This window comes from Agrobacterium sp. 16-172Ci (genome assembly GCF_053522725.1).
In genome coordinates, this window is the sequence record NZ_JBNWBW010000021.1 from 1 (window position 1) to 15,692 (window position 15,692).

Here is a 15,692-nt window from a genome sequence, read left to right on the forward strand (position 1 = left end):
AGATCGTCGCCAAACGCTCGAATACGAGTAGAATCAACACCGTGCGCCATGTCCACCAAATTTAAACCGGACAGCAGTGGGCTTGTCCCAAGGATCTAAGCACGTCCAATTCAATCGAGACGTTGCAGATGCTCGGGACAGGCCCGAGCATGACGGAAGAGAGCTTTCGGGACTTCGCCCAAAAACAAAAACGGCCCCCGAAGGGGCCGTTATCATTTCTCACGCAACCTGCTTCTTCGCCGCAAGCTTGCGCTTCACATCCGGCGGCGTCGCTTCGTCCACAAGGCTCGTAATCGCATCTTCCAGCGACATCGGCGTCTGGTTCTGCGAACCGAGACGGCGGATGTTGACGGTGCGCTCTTCCGCCTCTTTCCGTCCGCAGACGATGATGACCGGAACCTTGGTCACCGAATGCTCGCGGATCTTGTAGTTGATCTTCTCGTTGCGGAAGTCGGTCTCGACCGCCATGCCCGCTTCGCGCAGCGCTTCGGCGACTTCGCGGCCGTAATCATCTGCATCCGAGGTAATCGTCGCAACCACGACCTGAAGCGGCGCAAACCACAGCGGCATATGGCCGGCGAAGTTCTCGATGAGAATGCCGAGGAAACGCTCCATCGAGCCGCAGATAGCGCGGTGGATCATGACAGGCTGGGTCTTCTCCGAGTTCTGGTCGATATAGAAGGCACCAAAACGTTCCGGCAGGTTGAAGTCCACCTGCGTCGTGCCGCACTGCCATTCACGGCCGATGGCGTCCTTCAGCGTATATTCGAACTTCGGCCCGTAGAACGCGCCCTCGCCCGGCAGGATGCCGGTCTTGATGCGGCCTTCGGACTGTTCCTCGATGGTCTTCAGAACATCCATCATCACGCTTTCGGCGCGATCCCACAGATCGTCGGAACCGACGCGCTTCTCCGGACGCGTGGAGAGCTTGACGACGACTTCGCTGAAACCGAAATCCTCGTAGACGGACAGGATGAGGTCGTTGATGCGCAGGCATTCCGCCGCCATCTGCTCTTCCGTGCAGAAGACATGCGCATCGTCCTGCGTGAAGCCGCGAACGCGCATCAGGCCGTGCAGAGCACCGGAAGCTTCATAACGATGCACGGTGCCGAATTCCGCAAGACGGACGGGCATTTCGCGGTAAGACTTCAAGCCATGCTTGAAGATTTGAACGTGACCCGGGCAGTTCATCGGCTTCAGGGCAAACACGCGCTGATCGGCTTCCTCGTCATCGGGATGGGTGAAGGCATGGGCGGATTTCACCGCGAACATGTTTTCCTGATACCAGCCCCAGTGACCGGAGGTTTCCCACAGCGACTTGTCCAGCACCTGTGGTGCATTGACTTCCTGATAGGTATTGGCGAGCCGGCGGCGCATATAGGCCGTCAGCGTCTGGAACATCCGCCAGCCCTTCCCGTGCCAGAAGACGACGCCCGGGCCTTCTTCCTGGAAATGGAACAGGTCCATTTCGCGGCCGAGGCGGCGGTGGTCGCGCTTTTCGGCTTCGGCCAGCACGTGGAGATAATTGTCCAGCTCTTCCTGCGTCGCCCAGGCGGTGCCGTAGATGCGCGACAGCATCGCATTGTTGCTGTCACCGCGCCAATAGGCCCCGGCCACCTTCATCAGCTTGAAGGCCGTGCCGATCTGCCCCGTGGACGCCATATGCGGACCACGGCAGAGATCGAACCAGTCACCCTGATAATAGATCTTCAGGTCCTGACCTTCCGGAATGGCGTCGACCAGCTCGACCTTGTAGTTCTCGCCCTTGGCGGCGAACACTTCCTTGGCCTTCTCGCGCGACCAGACCTCCCGTGTAAACGGCTTGTTGCGCAGAATGATTTCCTTCATGCGCTTTTCGATCTTCGGCAGATCTTCCGGCGTGAAGGGTTCGTTCTTGGCGAAGTCGTAATAGAAGCCGTTCTCGATGACAGGGCCGATCGTCACCTGCGTACCGGGCCAGAGCTCCTGCACGGCTTCGGCCATGACGTGGGCGGCATCGTGGCGGATGAGTTCCAGCGCACGGCCGTCTTCACGCGTGACGATCTCGATTTTCCCATCGGTGATGGTCTCGGACAAATCGCGCACGGTACCGTCAAGCGCAATGGCGACAGCCTTCTTGGCAAGCGATTTGGAAATGGATTCGGCGACCTCGCGGCCGGTCGTACCGGCGGGGTAGCTGCGCACGGATCCATCGGGAAATGTAAGGGAAACAGCTTCAGACATTGTATAGTTCTCCTATCCAGTCCCGCCAACGAATGCGGGTGGTGTTGGAATAATGATTTGCCCGCGACAAGCGGACAGGCAGGCTGATAAAGGCTTTTGCCATTGCAGTCAAAGGCGAAGGATAGGTCAGCGAAGCATTTGCGCGAGACCATTGACCGTATTGGCGTTGCGGGTCGTGCCGATACCGAGCCTTTTGGTGGTCAGCACGGACAGCAGCCTGCTCTCGCTCGGCTTGCCGCAAAAATCGATCCATAGATCGCCGCCGGCAAGAGCGATCTTTTCCCTCCCGCGGTATTTCTCCAGCAATTCAAGGACGCCGTTGTCCAGCGGCGCCCGCATCACCCGAACGCAGACATCCGGCGGATTGCCCTGGACGAAAGGATTATCCGCGGCCAGTTTCAGCCAGTCGCCGCCCGAACGAACGAGAATATCGACATGTTTGCCGAAGCGGTCTTCGAAGGCGCGCTCCAGCCTGTCCTCAAACTCACGAACAGGTGCCGCCCCGGCGCGAAAAACCAGATTTCCAGTCGCGACCAGCGTTCTGCATTCGGCAAGTCCCAACTCCTCCGCCAAGGCCCTGAGATCAGCCATGACGAGCCGCCTGCCCGCGCCTAGCACGATGCTGTGCAGCAGGGCCACATAGTCATTCATCGATGCAGGCTCCAGTAACGACAGGGCATCCACCAGCGCCTGCCGCCACCGAGCGCTTCCGGCACCGGGTCCAGCCCGCTGGTGCCTCCCGGTCCGCAGCGCGCGACGCGAAATAGGGTCATCCATCCGCCGGCCCAGAGCCCGTGTCGGGCAATGGCTTCATAGCCATATTCGGAACAGGTGGGGATATGGCGGCAGGAATTCCCGATGAAGCCGGATAGCGTGAGCTGATAAAACCGGATGAAACCGACGCCCAGAAGCCGCCCCGGCGTTTTGGCAAAGCTGCCTGTCCAGTTGCGGGATCGGCCCGCTTTTTTCGTCGTCTGCTGGTGCCGGCAGCCCGGTTCGCCGCACATCGCCTAACCCGCGGCGTTGAGAGCCGGCCGCCCCTCGATCTGGTCGAGCGCATCGACCACCGCTTCGAAGGTCAGCATGGTAGAGGCGTGGCGCGCCTTGAAATCGCGGACGGGCTGAAGCACCCGCATGTCTTCGAAACGGCCCGCCGGCCCCTCACCGTCCTGTTTCAGCATGGCGAGCATGTCTTCCCGCGCCTGCCGGATTTCGCCGCTGGAAGCCCCTATGATGTGGTGCGCCATGATGGAGGCAGAGGCCTGGCCGAGCGCGCAGGCGCGAACCTCATGCGAAAACTCCGTCACGATGCCGCCTTCGACCTTCAGATAGACCTTGAGCTTAGAGCCGCACAGCCGGGAGTGTTTCTCGGCGCTGGCGTCGGCATCCTCAAGAACGCCGATGAGAGGAATATTCCCGGCAAAGTCCAGAATGCGATTATTGTAGATGTCGTCCATCGTCGGTGCCCGGCGCGCTCGAGATTGCCCAAAAATAGGACAGGTCAAATTTTTCAAACACAGCGTTTGTCGCAGTGAAGCTTTCCTGCCCTCCATTCTCATTATATGCTAACGAGCTTTCTGGACATCAAGCCGTGATGAAATTAACGGCTCCGATACCGAAATAACAGCATCGGTCTTGCCAAAATGCTGTAAAACAACCAGATAGCAGCAACTGCGAACATGAGTTCGCGATGAAAAACGAATTCAGGTGCGGCCTTTACCCGCATCGGGAGAGACGGAATGGATGCGATCGTGAAGAATTTCCCCGGCGCTGGCGCAAAACCCGACGTGGCAGAAGCTCGCCCAAGCCAGGCCGAAGCGGAAGAAGCAGTGCGCGTTCTTCTGCGCTGGGCAGGAGAAAATCCCGCCCGCGAAGGACTTCTGGATACGCCGAAGCGCGTCGCCAAGGCCTATCGCGAGCTTTTTGCCGGTTATGAGCTGAACGTTCAGGACGTGCTCGGCACGACCTTCGAGGAAGTCGGCGGTTATGACGATGTTGTGCTGGTGCGCGACATCCCCTTCTTCTCCCATTGCGAACACCATATGGTGCCGATCGTCGGCAAGGCCCATGTCGCCTATCTTCCGGCCGGCCGCGTGCTCGGCCTGTCGAAGATCGCCCGCGTCGTCGAAATCTTCGGCCGCCGCCTGCAGACGCAGGAAAACATGACCGCGCAGATCGCCAGATCGATCGAGGAAACCCTGAAACCGCGCGGCGTGGCCGTCATGATCGACGCCGAACATATGTGCATGTCCATGCGCGGCGTAAACAAGCAGGGCTCCACGACGCTCACCACCAGCTTCACCGGCACGTTCAAGAACGATCCGGCCGAACAGGTGCGCTTCATGACCATGGTGCGGAACCGCTAAGCGCTGGACCGAAAAGTGTAGCGCGGGTTTCCGAGAAGCCCGATGCCCAGACAAATTTTGGAGTGGCGGACTGATTCCATTGCCTCCGCCGCTCTGAAACCTTCCGCTTTTCTCCCGGGGTAGCCATGTCCATTTCGTTTCCGTCCGCACCTGCGGACAAGGAAGTGCTCGAAAACGCAGGTCTTTTTTCGCCGAAATTCGATGCCCACGGCCTCGTCACCGCCGTGGTCACCGATGCCCGTGACGGCGAGTTGCTGATGGTCGCCCATATGAATGCGGAAGCTCTGTCGCTGACGCTGGAGACCGGCATCGCCCACTATTACAGCCGTTCGCGCGACAAAATCTGGAAGAAGGGCGAAACGTCAGGCAATCTGCAGACGGTGAAGGAATTCCGCACCGATTGCGATCAGGACGCCGTGTGGCTGAAGGTCTCCGTCGCCGGCCATGACGCGACCTGCCATACCGGCCGCCGCTCCTGTTTTTATCGTACCGTCGAGCTCTCCAACGGCGATGCGGTCACGAAGATCACCGACGACACCCGCCATTTCGATCCGGCCACAACCTATTCGGACACATAAACGGCCACCTTCCATCGGCCGCACCAATTTGCTACCAATATAGCGGGCTCCGGGGATTTGAGGGGAGCCTGAGGAACTGGCAGGGAGTGCGGTCATGTTGGGATGGGGAAATCGTCACAATCAACTTGCGGCTGGAAATCCCGAAGCCACCGGCAATGAGCCGCCCGTCACCCAGATCGTCGACAAACACCGGATAGCGCTGGCGCTTGGCGGCGGCGCAGCTCGCGGCTGGGCCCATATAGGCGTCCTGCGGGCACTGGACGAGGCTGGTGTGAAGATCGGCATGATCGCAGGCACGTCGATCGGCGCGCTGGTGGGCGGTTGTTATCTCGCCGGCAAGCTCGATGAGCTGGAGGAGTTCGCCCGTTCGCTGACGATGCGCCGCATTGCCGGCCTGCTCGATCTCACCATCGGCGGCGGCGGGCTCTTCGGCGGCATGCGGCTGACCAAACGCATGCAGGAACATCTGGAAGGCCTGCGCGTCGAAAACCTCGACCATCCCTTCATCGCCGTCGCGACGGAACTGCGCACCGGCCACGAGGTCTGGATTCACCAGGGCGATCTCGTCACCGCGCTGCGCTCTTCCTATGCCCTGCCCGGCATCTTCGAACCCGTGCAGTGCAACGGCCGCACGCTGATAGACGGCGCGCTCGTCAACCCCGTGCCGGTTTCGGTCTGCCGGGCCTATGAGCAAGCGCTGGTCGTCGCCGTCAATCTGAATTACGACCTTTTCGGCCGTTCCGCCGTGGTCAAGCACGCCGCCTCACCGTCGCATGGCGGCGCAGCACCGGCGGTGGAAAGCCCGCCGCGTCCCGGCCTGCCGGGCGTCATGGTGCAGGCGTTTAACATTATTCAGGACCGGATTTCGCGCTCGCGCCTGGCGGGCGATCCTCCCGACCTGATGATGCATCCCCGCATCAACGATATCGGCCTCTCGGAATTCCATCGCGCCAGCGAAGCGATCAACCGGGGATATGAGGAAACGCGCTCCCGCATTCCGGAGCTTGAACGCATGCAGCAGGCATTCCGCCGCTGATGCGCGAGACCCTCGCCTCATTCCTGTGCTTGTAACAGGAATGAGGGAAGTAATACGCTTCGCGAACTAACTCACCCGGCAATATAGGCCTTGATGTGCTCCGCTTCGGCTTCGATCTCGCCGATCCGCGCCTTCACCACGTCACCGATGGAAATGATGCCGGCAAGGCGGCCATTCTCTTCAACCGGCACATGCCTGAAGCGTCCGCCCGTCATGATTTCCATCAGTTCATCGGTGGTGGAATTGTGATGACAGCGTATGACATTCTTGGTCATGGCCACCGACACGGATTGCTGGAGGGAAGCGGCACCTTGGCCCGCCACGGCCTTTACGAGATCACGCTCCGTGAAGATGCCGAGAACGACGCCATCGGCGTCGGTCACGACGACGGAACCGATCTTATGCGCGTGCAGCGTTCCCGCCGCCTCACCGATGCTGACCTCCGGACCGACAGTCACGACGTCCCGGCCCTTGCGGTCGAGAAGATCCTTTACGAATGTTGGCATGCCTTCCTCCTCTTTTCAGCGATACGCAGCGCCGCAGTCTCCCCCGGCGGTTGCAAATCATGGGATATCGTGCGCTGAGGTCCGCATGAATGCAATCCCGGATGGGACGCGCGAAAGCAAATTTGCGCCACGGCCGACAAGGAGCGTGATCGGCTCAGGCCAGTCGTCGATCGAAAAGCCCGAAGAACAGGAAGCCGAGCAGAAAGCCGAAGACGTGCGCATCCCAGGCGATTTCACCGCCGACATCGCCGAACAGCGGCACGCCGACCGCAATCAGCACATTGCCGAACAGCCACATCAGCGTGAAGATCAGCACGGTGCGGTTGGAAAGCGCCCCAAGAATGCTCTGCCGCGGCATCAGATGCCCGAAGGAGGCGCTATATCCACCGCGCGCAGGGAAAGCGAAGCGGCAGGCTGCTCCCATCAGCGCCGAAACGACACCCGACGCCCCGATCAGCACGGTCACATCGCCCCAGTTCAGCGCCGCATGGCCGAAGGCGGAAACGGCGGCGGAAATGCACCATAACAGCACGAAGCGCACTGTTCCGATCCGGCGCAGAACCGGCGCGCCGAAGGCCATCAGCCACAATCCGTTAAAGAGAATGTGCTCGATGCCGCCATGCAGGAAAGAATAGGTCACCGGCGTCCAGAGCCATTCCAGCCCCTGCTGGGAAAACGGCACCGCATAACGCAGCGGAATGAAGCCGAAGGTGAAGATGAACCAGCCATTGCCTTCCTCTGACAAAAGATAGGCGGGAACGACATAAGCGACGATCAGCGCGGCCAGAATGCCGACCAGCAGCGATGGCAGGTTGAAGACGGGATTGTTCGTGTCGTCTTTCGGCTCCGGCGTTTTCGAAACCGGCGGCTGTTCGCCGTCCCCATAGGACATGATCCCATCCCTGTCTTGGTCGAATTTTGCGTTCCCCGAGCAATATAGGAAGCCCGAACGAAAAAAAAGCCGTCCCGCCCTTGAAGCGCTCGACGCCCAAACCGCAATCGGCAAGGACGCCGGGCCGCGGGCGGTCCGGCTTGCGGGCCCGCCTTAAAATAACAGGCGACGCCATCGAATTGTGCTGACGGAACTTTCCCCGACATGGCCGCTCCGATGCCACGACTATCGCCATCGGGCAATATCAACCCTTTGTTAACCTTAATAAATCCACTTGGCACGAAAATCGCTACACCTCCAGATACAGACGTTCGGATGGACATGATGTCCCAAAAACGAACATGGAGAGATGCTATGAAGAGCATGGCCGGACTGGACATATATGCCTATTGGGATGAACTGCGCGGCAAGCGATCGGCCCCGCGACGCGAGGACCTCGATCCAGCAAAACTGAAACATCACCTTGGCGATCTTTTTATCCTCACGGACAAGGGAGAGAACACGCCGTTCTTCCGCCTTGCCGGTACTCGTCTTTGCGATCTGTTCGGGCGGGAATTGCGGGATCGCCCGTTTTCGGAATTGTGGCAGCCGGCAAATGCCGTCTTCCCCTGCCGCGTCGCGCGCGGCATCCTGCACCACCAGTTGCCCGTGGTGTTCGATGTCGAGGCGGAGGACGGCCATGGCGCCGCACCGCTGGCATTCGAAATGCTGCTCCTGCCGCTTCGCACCGATCCCGACGCCGCCCCAAGGTTGCTCGGGGCGCTGGTTGCAGAGCGGCCAAGACACGAATTCGCCGCGCCCATCCAGTGCCTGTCCATGAAAAGCAGCCGCCTGCTGCGCCTGGACATCGCGCCGGCGGGGTTTCCGGTGAACAAGGGGGCCGAGGATACACTGCGCGCCGAAAGCTGCTAACGGACCTGTTCCAACGCTCCCCCCTCCGGGAGAGGTCCGACAGCGCCGGAATCTCAAAAAAATACGTCAGAACTGCAACAATATTGCCGATCAGAAAAATTGTAGAGGTTAAACAATACAGTCTGTTAACTCGCGCAAGGTAGAAATTTACCGTCATCATTCATTACAATTGCGCTGCCCATGTTTTCGTCCCGCTCGGTCAACACCGCCCAAATCCTGCGTCCGGTTGAGGAAGCTCATCTCGATGACGCCGTCCGTGTGTCCTTCACCGGCCGCCTGATGTTGCCCGACCATGAAGAATATGATTGCACCGCGACCGAGATGACCGCCGAAAGGGCGCAGTTCACCTGCTCGGGCATTGCCCGCCGCGGTGACCGCGTCATCGCCTATCTCCAGCATATCGGCCGGATCGAAGGCACGGTGACATCGCTCACCGCATCGGGCTTCCTCATCGCCATCAACGCGCCGGAGCGCAAGCGGGAAAAACTCACAGCGCAGCTCGCCTGGATCGCCAAGCGTCAATTGCTCGGCCTGCCGGAAGACCGCCGCCACGACCGCCTGACACCTCGCAATGCGAGAGCCCAGCTCGTTCTGGAAGATGGCGTGCTCGTCGCCTGCCGGCTGATCGACCTTTCCCTGTCGGGTGCGGCAATCGAGATCGAAAACCGGCCGCCGCTCGGAAGCCGGGTCCAGCTCGGCAAGAACATGAGCGGCAAGATCGTGCGCCACTTCATGGAAGGCGTCGCCGTGGAATTCGACCGCGTCCAGTCACCCGACGCACTGATCGAATTTCTCTAACTCATTCCACCCGGACACGGCAGGTTTTGCGCCGGTAAGAATGCGTGCAGCATTTTTGGCGCGTTTTGCGCTCGCCCCAATCGCATAATTGCGAAGATTCCCGGACGGCGCCTTGGCGGGCTATGCGCTGTCTTCGGCCCTATCGGGCTCATCAGCCGCTCCTGGCGTCAGGTGCTTTATTCTCACTTCTCGCCTACCGAACGTCCATTTTCACGCCCTGACGCCTACGGCAGACCGGCCTGGACCCATCACAGTCGGTAAAAGGGATGAGCGCGGCGGATCATGTTGCGCCCTTGGCCAGTTCATCCACGGCGCGAAAACCGCTCCGCAAAACTTTTTTCCAGAAAAAATGCAGTTTTTTTGAAGTTTTTTTGTCGCTTTTTCCGGCCTGTATCAGCCTGAAACAGCCATCCCAAAACGGGAAATCCACCTCTTCGCCAAGTGTCGCCAGCCGGCCGCACGCGAAAACGGAAACCGCAGCACGCGGAAAATGGCTGTCAATACAGCGGTCTAGATGGCTACCAAAAACCTAAAGCCACGATGCGTAAAATTGTAATAAAATTTGCTTCAAAGACGCATAAAAACTAGTTCGAATACAGTTCAAAACAACGGCTAATTTGCTGAAATTTAAGCTCAAATTGCGCTTCGCAAATTTCCGCCGGGTCAAAATATACCTGCGAATGTCTCCTCACCACGGGGAGACAAGCAATGAACAAGAACAACCGTTTCGTTTTCACTCTGATCGCATTCATCGTCAGCGCCTTCGCGCATCAGGCAAGCGCCTCGCCGGCCGCCGTCATGCGCGTCATCGGCAAGGCCAACCCGCCGATCGGCCACTATGAATTCTGCCAGACCTATCAGAGCGAATGTCAGCCGACCTCGCTGGACAACGGCCCGATGAAGCTGACCGAAGAGCGCTGGAAGACGATGCTCGACGTCAACTACACCGTCAACACCACCATCACGCCGATGACCGACATGGAAATCTATGGCGTCGAAGAACGCTGGGCCTATCCCACCACGGTCGGCGATTGCGAAGACTTCGTGCTCCTGAAGCGCAAGATGCTGATGAACAAGGGCTTCTCCGCCTCCAACCTGTTGATCACCGTGGTTCTGCAGCCGAATGGCGAAGGCCACGCCGTTCTGACCGTCCGCACCGATCGTGGCGATTTCGTTCTCGACAACATGCGCAACAAGGTCATGAACTGGTCTGAAACCGAATATACCTACCTGAAGCGCCAGGACACCGCCAATCCCGGCCGCTGGGTCAAAATTCAGGATGGCCGCGCCACCACTGCGGTTGGCGGCATCAACTGACCGCACGACCGACCCGTCTCCCCCCAAAAAGAAAAAGCCGGCTCCGCAAGGATGCCGGCTTTTTCATTGTCAAATCCGTTAAGCGTCAGAGCAGCCCAAGCTCCGCCAGTTCCCGCCTGAGATCGGAAGGCATGTCCTCGCCGCCCGTGCCGCCGCCGAGATCGCGGGGCGCCTCGTCGTCCTTCAGGTAACGCCAGCCCTGAAACGGGCGCTTCGGCGCAGGTGAGGTTTCGATGACCTCCGGGCCGAGAATGAGATCGCAGCGGGAAATACCGTCTTCGCCCTTGAAGGAGCGGATATCGAGAAGTTTCTGCCGCGCCTGCACCTGCCCCTTGATGACCCAGTAGAGCGAACCGCCCTCGAGCAATTCCTCGACACGTTTCGGGATCATCCGGGTTGTGTGGACGCTGTGCGGCTCGAGGCCTGCGGCAATTGCGGTCAGCGCACGATGCGCGACCCAGTCTCTCAAGTCCTGGATTGAATCCGCACCGACGCAAAGTTTGATGAGATGTAAAGGCATGGTTCTATCAATGCCTTTTTGCGGCGGGCGTCAAGCATGGCAACCATGCCTGACGCCCTGCCCGTTCAGCACTCCACAACGTTCACGGCAAGGCCGCCGGTGGAGGTTTCCTTGTATTTCTCGCTCATGTCGTTGCCGGTCTGGCGCATGGTCTCGATACAGGCATCGAGCGGCACGAAATGCTGGCCGTCGCCCTTCAGCGCCAGCGAGGCCGCCGTCACCGCTTTCACCGCGCCCATGGCATTACGTTCGATGCACGGCACCTGTACAAGCCCGGCAATCGGATCGCAGGTCATGCCGAGATGATGCTCGAGCGCGATCTCGGCGGCATTTTCCACCTGTTCCGGGGATCCGCCCATGACCGCGGCAAGGCCTGCCGCCGCCATGGCGGAAGCCGAGCCCACCTCGCCCTGACAGCCCACTTCCGCGCCTGAAATCGAGGCATTGTGCTTGATGATGCCGCCGATGGCGGCCGCCGTCAGCAAAAAGTCGCGCACGTCATCGACGCTCGCATCCTCATGGAAATGCCGGAAATATCTGACGGTCGCCGGAACGACGCCTGCCGCACCGTTGGTCGGCGCAGTCACCACGCGGCCACCGGCGGCGTTCTCCTCGTTCACCGCCATGGCGTAGACGCTCAGCCAGTCATTGGCCATGACCGGGTTCAGCCGGTTGCTGCGCCATTCCGCATTCAGCTTCTCGTAAATGGAGCGGGCGCGGCGGCGCACCTTCAGACCGCCAGGCATGATGCCGTCCACTTTCAGGCCGCGCTCGATGCAGCCGTTCATCGCTTCCCAGATCTGGTCGAGACGCTCGTTCAGCTCCTCGCGGGAAACCACCGTCTCCTCGTTGGCCCGCTTCATCTGGGCGATGGTGCGGCCGGAACGGGCCGCCATATCCAGCATTTCCCGCGCGGTGGCGAAGGGATAAGGCACGCGCGGACCGTTATCGATTGTCTTGCCGCGCTGCTTGATCGCCTCCAGCTCCGTATCGGTCACGACGAAACCGCCGCCGACGGAATAATAGATGCGCTTGACGAGCAGCCTGCCCTGATTGTCGAAGGCGGAAAAGATCATGCCGTTGGCATGGCCGGGCAGCGGGTTCTTCTTGTCGAAGACCAGATCTTCGGCCGGGCGGAACACATAGGACGGATGGCCGGGCGGCGTCACGGTGCCGGCCTTTTCCACCGTCTCGATAATGGCGTCCATCGCATCGGGGTCGACAATATCCGGCCGTTCGCCGGTGAGGCCGAGAATGACGGCACGCCCGGTACCGTGGCCGATGCCGGTAAAGGCGAGCGAGCCATGCAGGCTGACCTTCAGCTGCGCAACGGCCGCGCCTGCCGGCCGCGGCCACTCATCGCTAAGGATCAGCGCCAGAAAGCGGTTGGCTGCCGTCATCGGCCCCATCGTATGGGAGCTCGAAGGACCGATACCGATCTTGAAGACGTCAAAGACCGAAAGAAACATGAAGTTCGCCTTGAATGAGAATGGATTCCACCTCCATCATATCCAAAGCCGAAACGGATCGCCACAAAAGAGCGTCAGCGGTTTGCGCAGCTGCGACATAATTGCCCTCAAACGAAAACAGCACGGTTTCCAAAGGAAAACCGCGCCGTTTCAAAACCCGTCATTCAGGAGAGATGCTTATGGGCTGCCAAAAATGTACGTCAATGCGAGAAAAGCGGCAAAGCCTGCAAGTGCGCGCAATGTGACGCCCCAGCAGGATTTCTGAGCGGTTTCTTCCATGATTACTCCAGCTATTCACTCTCCGGGCGGTCTTCAAGACCCGGCCCGTTGAGGCAAGCATTTATTAAAATCTGGCGGCGAAGGCAAATGCAAAAAGCGGCTAAATGAAGGCGTTTTCGACAGGCTGCCATTCGCCCCGCGCATAGGTATGTGAAAAAACAAGGTGTTAGCGTGAGGCCCGTATAAGCGCCATTTGGGGCTTCGCCGCAATTTAGGCTAAAGTGTAACCGTTATTTAAAGCTTTCCTACAAACACCTGTTGAAAACCACGCCGGCCGAACACCTTACGGTCGAATTTCTTGCGCTGAAGCGTCGCGCCTTGAAAGGGCATGACCTGTGCTTTATCGACGATGGCAACGGCAACGATGCGAGTCACCCCATGCAGCAGGCATCCTCCTTCCCCGATCGCGAAACGGTCGCATCGAAACTCACTTCGCTTGCAAGCGAGGATAAAGCCTGGGTGCTGCTGTTGATGGAAAATGCCCTGCAGGACGAGAACCTGCTGGCTGGCCTCAATCTTTATCTCGACCAGCAGACCAATGCCCGCTTCCTCAACAGCCTGAAGCTGGAAACGACCGGCGAATGGCTTGGCGGCAACGCCCCTGCCCGCCTGCAGATCCGCATCATGGAAACCGCAAGGGCGAGCCAGCATCCCGCTTTTCTCGCCTTCCGCAAGGGACTGACGGCATCGGCCGGTCTCGAAAAAGCCTATCCCAAGGCGCCGATCTGATCGTTCAGGCTAATCCGGCACCCTGTCGACAACAGCGATGATCGGCCCCATCAGGAACAGCGAGTCCCGCCTTTTCATTGCGGGAATATCGACGCTGGATATGGTGCCGTCGAGATAGAGCGCATTCGGCGCGTCCAGCACATCCCTGAACAGCGTGGCGAAATCGTAAAAGCGCACGGTATTTTCCGATATGGCGAAATGCACCATGCCATCGCGGGAAACGCCAACGCCGTTGCGCCGCTTCAGGCTGTCGCTATCGGGCAGAAAGCGCGGATGCAGCTTGCCATCGATGACGAGCATCGGCCCGGATTGCGTGGCGAAGTCCGGCTTGGGATCCGCTGCCAGATAGGCCTGCGTTTCCAGCACGCCGGCCGCCGCCCCCTTCAGATAAAACACGCCATTGGGCAGAAGATGAAAATTGCCCCAGCCGCCGCCGGTGCTGATCGGCGAGCGTTCGATGCCATTTTCGATAAAGAGCCCGACGGGGGAATAGTCCGAATGGTACATGCCGCCATTCATGGCGAAGACGCTGAACATGTGCTGCCGCCACAGCGCCGACGAGAGAGCGGCGAACGAGCCATATCCCTGGCCGGAGACATGATCGCGGTCGTATATCCGGATGGTGCTTTTTGCCGGGTCGAAACTGCAGACGGTATAACGACCGCCCGCATGGTCCATGATCCTGCAGAAATCCGCCTGCCCGCCGGCCTGAGCCGAAAATGGCAACAGCAATGGCAACAGCAGCTTGGCCAGTCTTTTCATCAATCCGTTCATGCCCGCCCCGTGATTCTTGTCGGGGCACATTCGCAGAAAAATTCGGTCAAAGAAAAGGCGTCACCCGTGTTTCAGGATGACGCCGGACCTTTAAGGGGAGATGTCGTCAGCGACGGGCGGCGCGGTCCACATTGCGGCCGGCATCCTGCGTCGCGTCGACGGCGTTCGCCGTGTCACGACCCATGCCGCGAATGGTGTTACCACAGGAGCTCAGGGTGACAACGGTCAACAAAGCCACGAAAACGGTCGAAAGAATGCGTGTGATCATGTGAAACTACTCCCCTATGACTTGCCGTCCAAAGGCAAGTACCGATGTGATATGCGTCACAATAACGTGAGTCCCAAAAATCCGTTCCAGCGACATTTCAAAAAATCCTGTCGATGAAAATTAACATGGTTTTGAAGTTCACGCGTGAAACTCGGCGTCTGGATCATGGCTTAGGAAAATCCCGTGGGTGATATGACTGACATCAACAATCGGCTTCTGGTGATGACGGCGGGCGGGGTGAACCCCAATGTCATGATCAATGCGCTGGCGGCCCGATTTCCCGACATCCATGTTTTCATGGAGCAGCCGGAAAGCAAGTCGGTCATTCTCAGGCGGCGCGCGCGACGGCTCGGCTGGATTGTCGCTGCGGGCCAGATGGCGACGATGATCGCCTCGCGGCTCGGCAAACGCTTCACTGTTAGCAGAAGCGATGCGATCATCGCCGAATACGGCCTTTCTCCCGATCTCCATCACAGCCTCCCCGTCACCCAATTCGCCTCGCTCAACGATGAGGAATGCCGCAAGGCCGCCAATCTGCTGAAACCGGCGGCGATCTTCACCATTTCCTGCCGCCTGCTGACGCCGACCACGCTTCAGGCCCTGCAATGCCCGGTCATCAATTTCCATGCCGGCATCAATCCTGCCTATCGCGGGCAGATGGGCGGATACTGGGCGCTGGTGGAAAAAGACCGCGGCAATTTCGGCGCAACCGTGCATCTGGTCGACAAGGGCGTGGATACCGGCGCCACGCTCTACGAGAAGCGGCTGAAACCATCCCCTTCCGACACGATTGCCACCTATCCCCTGCTTTTGACCGCCGCTTCGGTGGATATCGCCATCAGCGCCATCGAGGACGCCCTTTCCGGCAGCCTTGCGCCGCAGCCGCCCTCACCCGGCAAATCGGTACTGCGCTTCCCGCCGACCATCTGGACATGGCTTTGGAACGGCCTGACGAAACGGATCTGGTGAAACCGCGCGTCATTGATTGGGGCCGAGCTTCGTCGCAGATGCAAGCCTGTCTTGCC

19 protein-coding genes are annotated in these 15,692 nt (G+C 59.5%); 9 read left to right on the forward strand and 10 right to left on the reverse strand.

The genetic code is table 11. From position 1 onward, the window contains the following. Positions 1–219: 219 nt before the first annotated feature. The 4 genes from thrS to ACQZ40_RS17930 form a co-directional block, all read right to left on the reverse strand. Positions 220–2,223: a threonine--tRNA ligase gene (gene thrS / locus ACQZ40_RS17915; protein WP_065655142.1), complete on the reverse strand. Its 2,004-nt coding sequence runs from the start codon at positions 2,221–2,223 to the stop codon at positions 220–222. A 126-nt stretch (positions 2,224–2,349) separates the two neighbouring features. Then, on the reverse strand, positions 2,350–2,874 hold the full coding sequence (locus ACQZ40_RS17920; protein WP_448748386.1) for a DUF1697 domain-containing protein: 525 nt from the start codon (positions 2,872–2,874) through the stop codon (positions 2,350–2,352). After that, on the reverse strand, positions 2,871–3,230 hold the full coding sequence (yidD, locus tag ACQZ40_RS17925) for a membrane protein insertion efficiency factor YidD (protein WP_448748387.1): 360 nt from the start codon (positions 3,228–3,230) through the stop codon (positions 2,871–2,873). The genes ACQZ40_RS17920 and yidD overlap by 4 nt, the downstream gene beginning before the upstream one ends. Before the next feature lie 3 nt (positions 3,231–3,233). After that, complete coding sequence (locus ACQZ40_RS17930; RefSeq protein ID WP_271045953.1) at positions 3,234–3,680, reverse strand: iron-sulfur cluster assembly scaffold protein; 447 nt, start codon at positions 3,678–3,680, stop codon at positions 3,234–3,236. 282 nt (positions 3,681–3,962) lie between these two features. Here ACQZ40_RS17930 and folE point away from each other — a divergent pair, with 282 nt between their 5' ends. The 3 genes from folE (at position 3,963) to ACQZ40_RS17945 (ending at position 6,203) form a co-directional block, all read left to right on the forward strand. Next, entirely contained in the window at positions 3,963–4,589 is a 627-nt protein-coding gene (gene folE, locus ACQZ40_RS17935) for a GTP cyclohydrolase I FolE (protein WP_003495569.1), read from the forward strand. Positions 4,590–4,714: 125 nt separating this feature from the next. Continuing rightward, positions 4,715–5,167, forward strand: a complete 453-nt coding sequence (gene hisI, locus ACQZ40_RS17940) for a phosphoribosyl-AMP cyclohydrolase (RefSeq protein WP_065655146.1) — start codon at positions 4,715–4,717, stop codon at positions 5,165–5,167. A gap of 94 nt (positions 5,168–5,261) precedes the next feature. Beyond that, on the forward strand, positions 5,262–6,203 hold the full coding sequence (locus ACQZ40_RS17945) for a patatin-like phospholipase family protein (protein WP_448748388.1): 942 nt from the start codon (positions 5,262–5,264) through the stop codon (positions 6,201–6,203). 71 nt (positions 6,204–6,274) lie between these two features. On the opposite strand, the gene ACQZ40_RS17950 is transcribed toward ACQZ40_RS17945, so the two are convergent. Together ACQZ40_RS17950 and ACQZ40_RS17955 are read right to left on the reverse strand one after the other, a co-directional pair. Continuing rightward, complete coding sequence (locus tag ACQZ40_RS17950) at positions 6,275–6,709, reverse strand: CBS domain-containing protein (protein ID WP_003523399.1); 435 nt, start codon at positions 6,707–6,709, stop codon at positions 6,275–6,277. Between the two features lie 154 nt (positions 6,710–6,863). Further along, entirely contained in the window at positions 6,864–7,601 is a 738-nt protein-coding gene (locus ACQZ40_RS17955; RefSeq protein ID WP_448748389.1) for a rhomboid family intramembrane serine protease, read from the reverse strand. Between the two features lie 354 nt (positions 7,602–7,955). Between ACQZ40_RS17955 and ACQZ40_RS17960 the strand changes: the two genes are divergently transcribed. From ACQZ40_RS17960 to ACQZ40_RS17970, 3 genes are all read left to right on the forward strand, one after another. Next, positions 7,956–8,513 (forward strand): PAS domain-containing protein, encoded by a 558-nt coding sequence (locus ACQZ40_RS17960; RefSeq protein ID WP_161987878.1) that lies wholly within the window; start codon positions 7,956–7,958, stop codon positions 8,511–8,513. A 180-nt stretch (positions 8,514–8,693) separates the two neighbouring features. Beyond that, positions 8,694–9,311, forward strand: a complete 618-nt coding sequence (locus ACQZ40_RS17965) for a PilZ domain-containing protein (RefSeq protein ID WP_080856456.1) — start codon at positions 8,694–8,696, stop codon at positions 9,309–9,311. Positions 9,312–10,019: 708 nt separating this feature from the next. Next, positions 10,020–10,628, forward strand: coding sequence for a transglutaminase-like cysteine peptidase (locus ACQZ40_RS17970; RefSeq protein WP_003523403.1), 609 nt, complete (start codon positions 10,020–10,022; stop codon positions 10,626–10,628). A gap of 85 nt (positions 10,629–10,713) precedes the next feature. Here the strand turns inward: ACQZ40_RS17970 and ACQZ40_RS17975 are convergent, their stop codons facing one another. Next, a complete protein-coding gene (locus tag ACQZ40_RS17975) occupies positions 10,714–11,148 on the reverse strand; it encodes a DUF1489 family protein (protein ID WP_035260632.1) in 435 nt (144 codons plus the stop codon). Between the two features lie 65 nt (positions 11,149–11,213). Next, the gene (locus ACQZ40_RS17980; RefSeq protein ID WP_078052692.1) at positions 11,214–12,617 is read right to left on the reverse strand and encodes an L-serine ammonia-lyase; all 1,404 of its coding nucleotides are present in this window, start codon (positions 12,615–12,617) and stop codon (positions 11,214–11,216) included. Here ACQZ40_RS17980 and ACQZ40_RS17985 point away from each other — a divergent pair. Both ACQZ40_RS17985 and ACQZ40_RS17990 read left to right on the forward strand, forming a co-directional pair. Then, positions 12,616–12,882 carry a hypothetical protein gene (locus ACQZ40_RS17985; RefSeq protein ID WP_448748390.1) on the forward strand — a complete coding sequence of 89 codons (267 nt, stop codon included), beginning with the start codon at positions 12,616–12,618 and terminating at the stop codon, positions 12,880–12,882. The two genes, ACQZ40_RS17980 and ACQZ40_RS17985, sit on opposite strands and share 2 nt — an antisense overlap. A 392-nt stretch (positions 12,883–13,274) precedes the next feature. After that, a complete protein-coding gene (locus ACQZ40_RS17990) occupies positions 13,275–13,625 on the forward strand; it encodes a hypothetical protein (RefSeq protein ID WP_065655212.1) in 351 nt (116 codons plus the stop codon). Positions 13,626–13,634: 9 nt separating this feature from the next. Here the strand turns inward: ACQZ40_RS17990 and ACQZ40_RS17995 are convergent, their stop codons facing one another. Continuing rightward, the gene (locus tag ACQZ40_RS17995; protein WP_371259442.1) at positions 13,635–14,387 is read right to left on the reverse strand and encodes a phosphodiester glycosidase family protein; all 753 of its coding nucleotides are present in this window, start codon (positions 14,385–14,387) and stop codon (positions 13,635–13,637) included. Between the two features lie 118 nt (positions 14,388–14,505). Continuing rightward, positions 14,506–14,667, reverse strand: a complete 162-nt coding sequence (locus ACQZ40_RS18000; RefSeq protein ID WP_003495552.1) for an entericidin domain-containing protein — start codon at positions 14,665–14,667, stop codon at positions 14,506–14,508. A 192-nt stretch (positions 14,668–14,859) separates the two neighbouring features. Between ACQZ40_RS18000 and ACQZ40_RS18005 the strand changes: the two genes are divergently transcribed. Further along, positions 14,860–15,636 (forward strand): formyl transferase, encoded by a 777-nt coding sequence (locus ACQZ40_RS18005; protein WP_448748418.1) that lies wholly within the window; start codon positions 14,860–14,862, stop codon positions 15,634–15,636. Positions 15,637–15,692: the final 56 nt, after the last annotated feature.

Coding starts and splice junctions, on each gene's coding strand:
- thrS (WP_065655142.1), bottom strand. CDS start 2,223: ATGTCTGAAGCTGTTTCCCTTACATTTCCCGATGGATCCGTGCGCAGC.
- ACQZ40_RS17920 (WP_448748386.1), bottom strand. CDS start 2,874: ATGAATGACTATGTGGCCCTGCTGCACAGCATCGTGCTAGGCGCGGGC.
- yidD (WP_448748387.1), bottom strand. CDS start 3,230: ATGTGCGGCGAACCGGGCTGCCGGCACCAGCAGACGACGAAAAAAGCG.
- ACQZ40_RS17930 (WP_271045953.1), bottom strand. CDS start 3,680: ATGGACGACATCTACAATAATCGCATTCTGGACTTTGCCGGGAATATT.
- folE (WP_003495569.1), top strand. CDS start 3,963: ATGGATGCGATCGTGAAGAATTTCCCCGGCGCTGGCGCAAAACCCGAC.
- hisI (WP_065655146.1), top strand. CDS start 4,715: ATGTCCATTTCGTTTCCGTCCGCACCTGCGGACAAGGAAGTGCTCGAA.
- ACQZ40_RS17945 (WP_448748388.1), top strand. CDS start 5,262: ATGTTGGGATGGGGAAATCGTCACAATCAACTTGCGGCTGGAAATCCC.
- ACQZ40_RS17950 (WP_003523399.1), bottom strand. CDS start 6,709: ATGCCAACATTCGTAAAGGATCTTCTCGACCGCAAGGGCCGGGACGTC.
- ACQZ40_RS17955 (WP_448748389.1), bottom strand. CDS start 7,601: ATGTCCTATGGGGACGGCGAACAGCCGCCGGTTTCGAAAACGCCGGAG.
- ACQZ40_RS17960 (WP_161987878.1), top strand. CDS start 7,956: ATGAAGAGCATGGCCGGACTGGACATATATGCCTATTGGGATGAACTG.
- ACQZ40_RS17965 (WP_080856456.1), top strand. CDS start 8,694: ATGTTTTCGTCCCGCTCGGTCAACACCGCCCAAATCCTGCGTCCGGTT.
- ACQZ40_RS17970 (WP_003523403.1), top strand. CDS start 10,020: ATGAACAAGAACAACCGTTTCGTTTTCACTCTGATCGCATTCATCGTC.
- ACQZ40_RS17975 (WP_035260632.1), bottom strand. CDS start 11,148: ATGCCTTTACATCTCATCAAACTTTGCGTCGGTGCGGATTCAATCCAG.
- ACQZ40_RS17985 (WP_448748390.1), top strand. CDS start 12,616: ATGAAGTTCGCCTTGAATGAGAATGGATTCCACCTCCATCATATCCAA.
- ACQZ40_RS17980 (WP_078052692.1), bottom strand. CDS start 12,617: ATGTTTCTTTCGGTCTTTGACGTCTTCAAGATCGGTATCGGTCCTTCG.
- ACQZ40_RS17990 (WP_065655212.1), top strand. CDS start 13,275: ATGCAGCAGGCATCCTCCTTCCCCGATCGCGAAACGGTCGCATCGAAA.
- ACQZ40_RS17995 (WP_371259442.1), bottom strand. CDS start 14,387: ATGAAAAGACTGGCCAAGCTGCTGTTGCCATTGCTGTTGCCATTTTCG.
- ACQZ40_RS18000 (WP_003495552.1), bottom strand. CDS start 14,667: ATGATCACACGCATTCTTTCGACCGTTTTCGTGGCTTTGTTGACCGTT.
- ACQZ40_RS18005 (WP_448748418.1), top strand. CDS start 14,860: ATGACTGACATCAACAATCGGCTTCTGGTGATGACGGCGGGCGGGGTG.